The organism is Methylobacterium brachiatum (genome assembly GCF_900113845.1).
Lineage (GTDB): Bacteria > Pseudomonadota > Alphaproteobacteria > Rhizobiales > Beijerinckiaceae > Methylobacterium > Methylobacterium brachiatum.
The window spans coordinates 80,739-88,826 of record NZ_FOQW01000022.1; the positions used below are offsets into that span (position 1 = coordinate 80,739).

The window sequence follows — 8,088 nt, forward strand, 5'->3', positions numbered from 1 at the left end:
CGGGGCCATCCGCGGCGGCCGGCGGCGAAACCGTCGCGGCCGGGGTTGCGTTTCTCGGATGCCGAGGTCGAGGCTGCACGGGATACAACCACAGGCTCAGCTTCGGTTCAGGCGGCGGGGCCGAATCTCTCTCGACCGGCACCGATCCGCCGGACCCTTTGAGGAGATGTGTCATGGCGATTCTGAGCGCACCGCGCGCGAAGGCACTCGTTATGGCCGCCGCGATCGCCGGCGGCCTCGGGCTCGCGGGCTCCGCCGAGGCGGCGGGGGGCTGCGGCCCGGGCTTCCATCCGAACCCCTGGGGCATCTGCCGCCCGAACTGGGGCCCCCGCCCCTACTGGCGCCGGCCGGTCTATTACGGCGGCTACGTGCGGCCGCGGCCGTTCTACCGGCCCTATTACCGACCCTACGGTTTCTATGGCCCGCGCCCGTTCTACTGAGGGATCCATCCGTTTTGCGCCGCGAAGGGCGTCCCGCCGGCCGGTGGGGCGCCCTTCGCGCGTTCAGAGGGCTCCCGGCATGCGCACAAAGAATGACCATCCGGGAAGGTTGCCGGTTTCTTAATCCGGGCATGCGGCGCACGCAGGCCAGATCCTTGGCCTTTCGACTCCTGCTGCGCCGCGGGAGGTTTATATGTGCGTTGCACCAACAAGAGGCAGCGATGCGCAACGGCGCGCCATCCACTGCCTGAACAGAGGTCAAATAACTCCATGTCCGCCGCTCGTAGCGTCCTGAGTCGCGTCCGCGCCTATCTCCGGTACCGCGACACCGTTTCCCAGCTCTCCCGCCTCTCGGATCGCGATCTTGCCGATCTCGGCATCAACCGCAGCGAGATCCACGGCATCGCCCGCGTCTGATCTCCCGGCACCATCGCGATTCGACTGAAAGGACCGCCGCCCGTTGATCCGGGCGACGGTCCTTCGCTATTCTGGGATATGACACAGACCATTCACATCATCGGCGGCGGCCTGGCGGGATCCGAGGCGGCCTGGCAGGTGGCCGAGGCCGGCCATCGCGCCGTGATCCACGAGATGCGGCCGGTGCGCGGCACCGAGGCCCACCAGACCGACGGCCTGGCCGAGCTGGTCTGCTCGAACTCGTTCCGGTCGGACGATGCGGAGAGCAACGCCGTCGGCCTGCTGCACCAGGAGATGCGCAGCTTAAGCTCGCTGATCATGCGGGCGGCGGACGCGAACCAGGTGCCCGCGGGCGGTGCGCTCGCGGTGGACCGCGAGGGCTTTTCCGCGGCGGTGACAAGGAGCCTGGAGCAGCACCCCAACGTCACGGTTGTCCGCGGCGAGGTCGAGGGCCTGCCGCCGGAGGCGTGGGGGCCGTGCATCGTCGCCACCGGCCCGCTGACCGCTCCGGCGCTCGCCGAGGGCATCCGGGCGCTCACCGGCGCCGAGTCCCTCGCCTTCTTCGACGCCATCGCGCCGATCGTCCATCGCGACTCGATCGACATGGACGTGGCGTGGTTCCAGTCCCGCTACGACAAGCCCGGGCCCGGCGGCACGGGTGCCGACTACCTCAACTGCCCAATGAACCGGGCGCAGTACGACGCCTTCGTGGCCGCCCTCGTGGCCGGCGAGAAGATCGGGTTCAAGGAATGGGAGGGCACGCCGTATTTCGACGGCTGCCTGCCGATCGAGGTGATGGCCGAGCGCGGTCCCGAGACCCTGCGGCACGGCCCGATGAAGCCCGTAGGGCTCACCAACCCGCGCGATCCCCTGGTCAAGTCCTGCGCGATCGTGCAGCTGCGCCAGGACAACGCGCTGGGCACCCTCTACAACATGGTCGGCTTCCAGACGAAGCTGACCTATGCCGAGCAGGTCCGGATCTTCCGCACGATCCCCGGCCTGGAGCGGGCCGAGTTCGCGCGGCTCGGCGGCCTGCACCGCAACACCTATCTCGACAGCCCGCGCCTGCTGGACGCCACCCTCCGGCTGAAGGCCCGGCCCGCTTTGCGCTTCGCCGGCCAGATCACCGGCTGCGAGGGCTATGTCGAGAGCGCCGCGGTCGGCCTGATGGCCGGCCGTTTCGCGGTGGCCGAGGCGGCGGGCCGGCCGCTCAGCCCCCTGCCCCAGACCACGGCGCTGGGCGCGCTCATCGCCCACATCACCGGCGGCCACATGGTGGCCGACGGCGAGGCCAACGCCCCGCGCTCGTTCCAGCCGATGAACGTGAATTTCGGCCTGTTCCCGCCCCTGGCCCAGGCGCCCCGCAACGAGACCGGCCGCCGCCTGCGCGGGCCCGAGAAGGCGGTGCTGAAGAAGCGGGCCCTCACCGACCGGGCTAGGGCCGACCTCGGTGCCTGGATGGCGGGGGCGCAACCCGCGGACTGGAAACAGGCGGCGGCGGAGTAGCGCGGCGAGGCGCGGTTTCGAAGGGGCCGGGACCTTTCGCGGGTGCAGGGCTGAAGCCCTGCTGTCGGGCTCCGCCCCGACACCCCGCCAAAGGGCTCGCCCTTTGAAAACCCCGATGTGCGCATGGCGCTTGCACAGTCTGGGCGCTCAACTCCCGGGGACCGCTGCATGACCGAGATCGATACCGACGCCTTCCTGGCCGACCTCTATGCTCTGCGCGAGATCGGCCGGTTCCGCACCGGCGTTCACCGCCCGACCTTCTCGGCCGCCGACATGGAATCCCGCCGCTGGCTGATGGCCAAGCTGGAGGAATGCGGGCTGGAGGCATCGATCGACGGGATCGGCAATGTGCTCGGGCGCCATCGCGGCCCCGGACCCCACCTCCTGGTCGGCAGCCACATCGAGACCCAGAACGAGGCCGGCTGGCTCGACGGGGCGCTGGGGGTGGTGGCCGGGCTGGCCCTGGCCCGGGCCGGGCTGCCGGTCGACGTCGTCGCCTTCGCGGACGAGGAGGGGCACTTCTCGGGCGGCTTCCTGGGCAGCCGCTCGGCGATCGGCGACCTGACCGAGGCCGAGATCGAGGCCGCCCGCAACCGCACCGACGGCACGCCTTTGCGCGGGGCCCTCGAGGCCGCCGGACTCGCAGGATTGCCGCGGATGCGGCTCGATCCGGCCCGCTACCGGGGTTTCCTGGAACTGCATATCGAGCAGGGCACGCAGCTCGAATCCGCCGGTCTGCATCTCGGTGTGGTCAGCGGCATCGTGGCGATCTGGCAATTCCAGATCGTGTTCGACGGCAACCAGGACCATGCCGGCGGGACCACCATGGCCGAGCGCCGGGATGCGGGGCTCTCGGCGGTACGCCTGCTCGCGGCGATCGACCGGGAATTCCCGAAACTCTGCGGCCCCCGCAGCACCTGGACCACCGGGCGGATCACCCTGGATCCCGGCGGCTACAGCATCATCCCGGGCCGCGCCGAGGTGGCCTTCCAGTTCCGCGACGTGTCGATCCCGGTGCTGGAGCGCATGGAGGCGTGCCTCGAGGCTCTGGTGCGCGAGTCGAACCGGCGCGAGCGCTGCCCCGCCACCCTCACGGCCCTGTCGAAAGCGATCCCCGCCCCCTGCGACCCGGACCTCATGCGGGCCCTCTCGGAGGCCGCCGAGCAGGTCTGCCCCGGCCGCTGGCAGGTGATGCCCTCGGGCGCCGGCCACGACGCCCAGAACATCGCCCGGATCCTGCCGGCCGCCATGCTGTTCGTCCCGTCGATCGGCGGCATCAGCCACCATTGGGCGGAGGATACCAGCGACGCGGACCTGGCCTTCGGGGTGCGCACGCTCGGCGCGGCGGCGGCTCGGGTGCTGGCGACTCGCAAGGCAGGGGACTCATTCAGGTCGCTGCGATGACACAGGAAACGAGCGCGACGGCCGCGAGGTCGTTGCAGGCCAAGCGGTCGTAGCGGGTCGCGATGCGCCGCCAGTTTTTGAGATGGCCGAATAGGCGCTCGATCCTGTTGCGCCGGCGGTAGGCGATCCGGCTTTGCTTGTAGGGTACCGTTCGGGTGGCGATGGACGGGGTGGTGGCGATCACCCGGTAACTCTTGAGCCAATCCCTCAAGCTCTGCGCATCGTAGGCTTTGTCGGCGATCAGACGCTTGGGCGGCACGACAGCCTGCAGCAGCGGCAGCGCCATGGTGCTGTCAGCTACGACCATCGGCCAAGCAATGGATTTTGCTCGTGAACCCGCCGCGTGTCCTTTGATAGGCTCAGGATGAGACGGCCGATGCCCAAAGCTCCAGGCCCCCCCTTTCCGCCCGATGCCGAGCAGTGTGCCTTCACGTGAGAGGCATCAAGCATCAGTTCGTCTGGAACAGGGCCTGCGGCTGCGATCTCGGAAAACAGCCGCTGCCAGAGCCCGCGCTGGGACCACCCGTTGTAGCGGTTGTAGATCATGGTGTGCGGGCCGTACGCGGAGGGCGTAGCCGACCTTCAGCACATGCAGGATGCCGCTGATCACCCGCCTGTCGTTGACTCGGGGCTTGCCCGGTTGCCCGTGAGGCAGATGTGGCTCGATCCGCGCCCAGGCTTCATCCGAAAGCCAGAACAACTGTGCCGTTACGATCCTCCTGCGCTGAAAACCTCAAAGCCAGGAAGAAAACGCAAGCGAAAGCAATTGGTCGTATGAGTTCCCTACCTACAGCCGGATCGCATACCGGCGGCGCAATCGCGTCGAACGCCTGTTCGGCCACATCAAAGATTGGCGGCGCATCGCGACCCGCTACGACCGCTTCGTGCAGACGATCGAGTTTTTGAGTCGGGGGAGTTGGATTTACATCAACTTCGCACTCAAGTATCTATGTGCAAGCTATGTCTGTTCTGTAGGGGCCAATGAGATATTGATACATGTAATAAAAAGCTATATATTAAACAACGTATATGCCTAAGTACTTCGGGGCTTGCATCTACCGACGACAGGCAATATATTTTTCATCGGAAGGATACATTTTGGTCATCTTTGTCGCATTGTCTGCCGGATATTTTCGAAACGAGAGCGTAATTCATCAATAAATCAAAATTTATTGATAAGATGTGCCCTGATGTTTTGGTTTTAGACATTGAGGGCGGAGAGGAGTCTCTATTTCGAGGAATGGTAGCTCCTGACTGTGTCAGAAGCATTATGTGTGAAATCCATCCAGCCAGCATCGGAGGATAAGGCATTATGTCTTGTTTTGAGGCTCTCAATCAAATCGGCTTTTCATATGATGTGAAAGGGTTTCCCGGAGCAATAGTTGTGTTCATTCGGAGGTAATTTGATATATAGATAGAAAATTTGGCACTAAGATAGGAAGCGCCGATGCATATCGCTGTCGTAACGCCATACTATAAAGAGCATCCGGATGAGTTGTCCGTCGCGCACGAGAGCGTGCTTCGGCAGGACATCCAAGTCATCCACATCATGGTCGCGGATGGCCATCCAAACCCGGTGGTGTCCACTTGGGATTGCCAACACATCGTTTTGCCATCCGCTCATGGCGACGCTGGCAATTTCGCTCGGGGTGTCGGGGCTCTGCACGCTTTCCAGAGCGGCGCCGAATATGTCTGTTTCCTCGATGCCGACAATTGGCTCGAAACCAATCACGTCTCGAGCCTCTATCAAGCCGTCTCCAAATCGTCTGCCGACATAGGCGTTTCGCGGAGGATGCTACGCCGCCTCGATCGCAGCGTCCTGGATCCGTTCGATTGGGAGAGCGACGGGGTTCGGTTCGCCGACACGGGAACGGTCATGCTGACTAGGTCTGCCATCGAGATCGCGGCTCTATGGGCGACGATGCCGGTTGGACTCAGCGGCGCGGGGGACCAAGTCGTCTGGTCGGCGATCAAGCAGAGAGGCTTCAAGATCGCCCTCACCGAAATGGCGACGATGAACTACAAAACGAAATGGGCCGTGCATTACACCGGACGCCACGAGTCGCCCCCGGAGGGAACGGTCGACCTCAGCTATGTGCGCGCAGCCGACGAATATTGGCGTCGTCTTCCGGAGCGCGACCAGCGTCGCCTGATCATGGGGCGCGCCTGAAGGGCGATGAGGACTCACGCAACGTCCCCCCACATCCAACCGTTGATCCGGAACGATGCCGGAGGGCGGCCATGCGGATCCGCAAGGAAGCGACGTATGACGGGGTGTGGACCGTGTTCGTCGGCGAGGGCCTCTGCTTCAGCGATCTGAGCGGGCCGGCCGCCGACGCGCTGGTGGCGGCATTCGCGCGGCGGTTCGCCGAGGCGGGGGATTGAGCCTCAGGCGCCCGGGATCAGCGACTGGATCGGGATCAGGTCCGGGCGATATTCCTGCATCCCGCCGGCGATCCGCTCTTCCACCGCGTCGAGGAATTTCTCGGGGTCGGTGATCGAGCACTGGCGCAGGTCCCAGAAGGCGTAGCGCCACCATTGCACCTTCAGGTAACGCTCGATCAGCGCGTCGGGGAAGCGCATCTTCACGACCCGGGCCGGGCTGCCGGCCACGATCGCGTAGGGCGGCACGTCCTTGGTCACCACCGCCATGGCGCCGATGATCGCCCCGTCGCCGATGGTGATGTCGGGCATCAGGAAGGCGCCGTGGCCGATATAGACGTCGTTGCCGATGCGCACCCGCTTGGGCCACAGGTAGGGGCCGCAGATCTCGTAATCCTCCGCGCGCGGATCCAGCCGGTCGAACACGGCGGAATGGTGCGTGTAGAACAGCGGCGAGGTCGAGCCGCAATGGACCGGGTGGCTGCCGCGCCCGACCTGGACGCTCTCGCCGATCGAGCAGTAGCGGGCGATGTCGGCGCCGAAATAATAGCCGCTCACCGCGTAGGAGAACGCCCCCATGGTGAGGCAGTAATCGATCCCCATCCACTTGATGCTGCAGGGCGGCTCGAAGGTGCAATCCTCCGGCAGGCCGAACGGGGCCGGGTGCAGCACCGAGATGCCGCGCCGGAGCATCTCCTGCTTCATGTCCTCGTTGACGGAGATCATGCGGCGTCCTCGTCGAATGGGTTCTTCGCCCCGGCCGGATTCAGGTCCAGGACGTAGTAGTCGCGCATCAGGTCGTCGTACTCGGCCGCCTGGATCGGCACCGAGAGCTCCCCGGCGCGTGAGATGTCGAGCGCCAGCAACCGGTCGTTGAAGGCGGCCGGATCATGCGCCAGGGCGTAGGGCAGGACATGGCCGTTCGGATAGGCCCGCAGCCGGTCGCCCTGGGCGCCGAGATCGAAGGCCACCACCGGCAGGCCGGTCCGCAGCCCGAGCGTCAGGGCATACGAATACGTCTCCGGCCAGATCGCCGGCAGCAGGACCAGGTCGGCGGAAGTCCGCCAGACCAGGTCGAGGGCCTCGTCGTCGCCAGCGTAGCGGCCGGTCTGGCTCACCCCGGCCCGCTCCAGGCCGCCCGCCAGCGCGGGATCGGAGAAGCCCACGATCGCGAACCGCAGCGGCAGCTTCCGGTCCTGGGCGTCGGTGGCCAGGGCCTGCAGGAACAGGCCGCCCTTGGTCGCGCTGATCGCGCCGAGCACCGCGACCCGGCGCAGGCGGCCCGGCCGCCGCAGGGCGGTGGACCGCACGCTTCGGTCGGCCTCGACATGCGGCCGCACCGTGATCGCCAGATCCCGATACACGCCGCCGATCCGCCCCGCCGTGTCGGCGGACGGCGCGAGCACCCGCGCCGCCCCGGCCAGGAACCGCCCGAACGTGGCCCGCCGCTCCGCCGGATCCGGCTCCTCGTAGCCGTCCGCGTCCGAGGCCAGGCAGTCCCGGCACAGAGACACCGGCGCCAGCCCGCAATAGCGCCCGTCCGGCATCACCAGGTGGTTGCGGTGGCACACCGGCGAGAAGTCGTGCAGCGTCCAGGCATAGGGCCGCCCCGACCCGGACACGAGGTCCATCAGCGCCCGCGCCGCATTCCAGCGCAGGCCCGCCAGCGAGTGCACGTGGATCAAGAGCGGCGCCAGCTGCTCCACGAACGCCGCCACCGCCTCGGCATCGCGCGGCAGGTACAGGCTGTCCAGGCTCGGCAGGTACACGAACTCCCGGCTGCGATACGAGACGTTGACCTGGATGTTCCGGGCCCGGTCGACCGAGAGCAGCACCACGGCCGTGCCCTCGCGTTTGAGCCGGGCGATCATGTCGTCGATGTGCCGCTGGATGCCCCCGCCCCAGCTATGGGTCACGAACAGCACCGCCCGGCCGCGGA

At 66.6% G+C, this 8,088-nt stretch carries 10 protein-coding genes and 1 pseudogene; 7 read left to right on the plus strand and 4 right to left on the minus strand.

What is annotated here, in order from left to right; genetic code table 11:
* Window positions 1–173 precede the first annotated feature (173 nt).
* The 4 genes from BMZ47_RS24090 to BMZ47_RS24105 all read left to right on the plus strand — a co-directional run bounded on the left by BMZ47_RS24090 (window position 174) and on the right by BMZ47_RS24105 (window position 3,767).
* Entirely contained in the window at window positions 174–440 is a 267-nt protein-coding gene (locus tag BMZ47_RS24090) for a GCG_CRPN prefix-to-repeats domain-containing protein (protein WP_007566965.1), read from the plus strand.
* A 270-nt stretch (window positions 441–710) separates the two neighbouring features.
* Window positions 711–857 (plus strand): DUF1127 domain-containing protein, encoded by a 147-nt coding sequence (locus BMZ47_RS24095; RefSeq protein ID WP_007566967.1) that lies wholly within the window; start codon window positions 711–713, stop codon window positions 855–857.
* 78 nt (window positions 858–935) lie between these two features.
* Window positions 936–2,363 carry a methylenetetrahydrofolate--tRNA-(uracil(54)-C(5))-methyltransferase (FADH(2)-oxidizing) TrmFO gene (trmFO, locus tag BMZ47_RS24100; protein WP_091864535.1) on the plus strand — a complete coding sequence of 476 codons (1,428 nt, stop codon included), beginning with the start codon at window positions 936–938 and terminating at the stop codon, window positions 2,361–2,363.
* 168 nt (window positions 2,364–2,531) lie between these two features.
* Window positions 2,532–3,767 carry a Zn-dependent hydrolase gene (locus BMZ47_RS24105; RefSeq protein ID WP_091864537.1) on the plus strand — a complete coding sequence of 412 codons (1,236 nt, stop codon included), beginning with the start codon at window positions 2,532–2,534 and terminating at the stop codon, window positions 3,765–3,767.
* Here BMZ47_RS24105 and BMZ47_RS29345 read toward each other — a convergent pair.
* Both BMZ47_RS29345 and BMZ47_RS29350 read right to left on the minus strand, forming a co-directional pair.
* Window positions 3,751–4,074 (minus strand): transposase, encoded by a 324-nt coding sequence (locus BMZ47_RS29345; RefSeq protein WP_091864539.1) that lies wholly within the window; start codon window positions 4,072–4,074, stop codon window positions 3,751–3,753. The two genes, BMZ47_RS24105 and BMZ47_RS29345, sit on opposite strands and share 17 nt — an antisense overlap.
* Window positions 4,075–4,209: 135 nt before the next feature.
* Window positions 4,210–4,467, minus strand: a complete 258-nt coding sequence (locus BMZ47_RS29350; protein ID WP_425285078.1) for a transposase — start codon at window positions 4,465–4,467, stop codon at window positions 4,210–4,212.
* 103 nt (window positions 4,468–4,570) lie between these two features.
* On the opposite strand from BMZ47_RS29350, the pseudogene BMZ47_RS28230 reads away from it, so the two are divergent.
* The 3 genes and pseudogenes from BMZ47_RS28230 to BMZ47_RS28705 form a co-directional block, all read left to right on the plus strand.
* Window positions 4,571–4,660: pseudogene (locus BMZ47_RS28230) on the plus strand (IS5/IS1182 family transposase); the annotation flags it as partial.
* Between the two features lie 554 nt (window positions 4,661–5,214).
* On the plus strand, window positions 5,215–5,937 hold the full coding sequence (locus tag BMZ47_RS24125) for a glycosyltransferase (RefSeq protein ID WP_091864546.1): 723 nt from the start codon (window positions 5,215–5,217) through the stop codon (window positions 5,935–5,937).
* A gap of 71 nt (window positions 5,938–6,008) precedes the next feature.
* Window positions 6,009–6,152 carry a hypothetical protein gene (locus tag BMZ47_RS28705; RefSeq protein ID WP_167369092.1) on the plus strand — a complete coding sequence of 48 codons (144 nt, stop codon included), beginning with the start codon at window positions 6,009–6,011 and terminating at the stop codon, window positions 6,150–6,152.
* A 3-nt stretch (window positions 6,153–6,155) separates the two neighbouring features.
* On the opposite strand, the gene BMZ47_RS29225 is transcribed toward BMZ47_RS28705, so the two are convergent.
* Together BMZ47_RS29225 and BMZ47_RS24135 are read right to left on the minus strand one after the other, a co-directional pair.
* Window positions 6,156–6,875, minus strand: coding sequence for a CatB-related O-acetyltransferase (locus tag BMZ47_RS29225; protein WP_091864548.1), 720 nt, complete (start codon window positions 6,873–6,875; stop codon window positions 6,156–6,158).
* The coding region (locus tag BMZ47_RS24135; protein WP_139221055.1) for a glycosyltransferase at window positions 6,872–8,088 on the minus strand (1,217 nt) is incomplete at its 5' end. The genes BMZ47_RS29225 and BMZ47_RS24135, both read right to left, overlap by 4 nt.

What these genes read in the sequence shown, in the direction of transcription:
- BMZ47_RS24090 (WP_007566965.1), top strand. Translation starts at nt 174, where the DNA reads ATGGCGATTCTGAGCGCACCGCGCGCGAAGGCACTCGTTATGGCCGCC.
- BMZ47_RS24095 (WP_007566967.1), top strand. Translation starts at nt 711, where the DNA reads ATGTCCGCCGCTCGTAGCGTCCTGAGTCGCGTCCGCGCCTATCTCCGG.
- trmFO (WP_091864535.1), top strand. Translation starts at nt 936, where the DNA reads ATGACACAGACCATTCACATCATCGGCGGCGGCCTGGCGGGATCCGAG.
- BMZ47_RS24105 (WP_091864537.1), top strand. Translation starts at nt 2,532, where the DNA reads ATGACCGAGATCGATACCGACGCCTTCCTGGCCGACCTCTATGCTCTG.
- BMZ47_RS29345 (WP_091864539.1), bottom strand. Translation starts at nt 4,074, where the DNA reads ATGGTCGTAGCTGACAGCACCATGGCGCTGCCGCTGCTGCAGGCTGTC.
- BMZ47_RS24125 (WP_091864546.1), top strand. Translation starts at nt 5,215, where the DNA reads ATGCATATCGCTGTCGTAACGCCATACTATAAAGAGCATCCGGATGAG.
- BMZ47_RS28705 (WP_167369092.1), top strand. Translation starts at nt 6,009, where the DNA reads ATGCGGATCCGCAAGGAAGCGACGTATGACGGGGTGTGGACCGTGTTC.
- BMZ47_RS29225 (WP_091864548.1), bottom strand. Translation starts at nt 6,875, where the DNA reads ATGATCTCCGTCAACGAGGACATGAAGCAGGAGATGCTCCGGCGCGGC.